Annotated in this window: 1 protein-coding gene; it reads left to right on the top strand. The window is 35.7% G+C overall.

The genetic code is table 11. The features are described 5' to 3' along the window. On the top strand, positions 1-213 hold a 213-nt coding region (locus tag HMPREF2663_RS09720; RefSeq protein ID WP_070846346.1), incomplete at both ends, for a hypothetical protein.

Below are 213 nucleotides of genomic sequence, written 5' to 3'. Positions count from 1 at the left end.
AGTACAGAACTTTATCCGCAACAGCGTTTTGAAAATAACCAACCGACTGGGGAAATCATTGCGTATAAAGCTTGGTTTGTTCAAGAAGGTTTACCACCCTTCACAGTCAAATTTGAAAATGAAGTGACATTACCAAATTATATGAGCGTTATCACTTTTGATAATCTAGAAGCTTGTGAAATCCGTTATGATGTTTACTTCAAAGCTTCAGAT

Origin of the sequence: Staphylococcus sp. HMSC077D08 (assembly GCF_001837945.1) — a bacterium.
In the GTDB taxonomy this organism is placed as follows: domain Bacteria; phylum Bacillota; class Bacilli; order Staphylococcales; family Staphylococcaceae; genus Staphylococcus; species Staphylococcus epidermidis.
The sequence above is the reverse complement of the archived record's forward strand: the minus strand, read 5'-3'. Positions and strand labels throughout refer to the sequence as shown.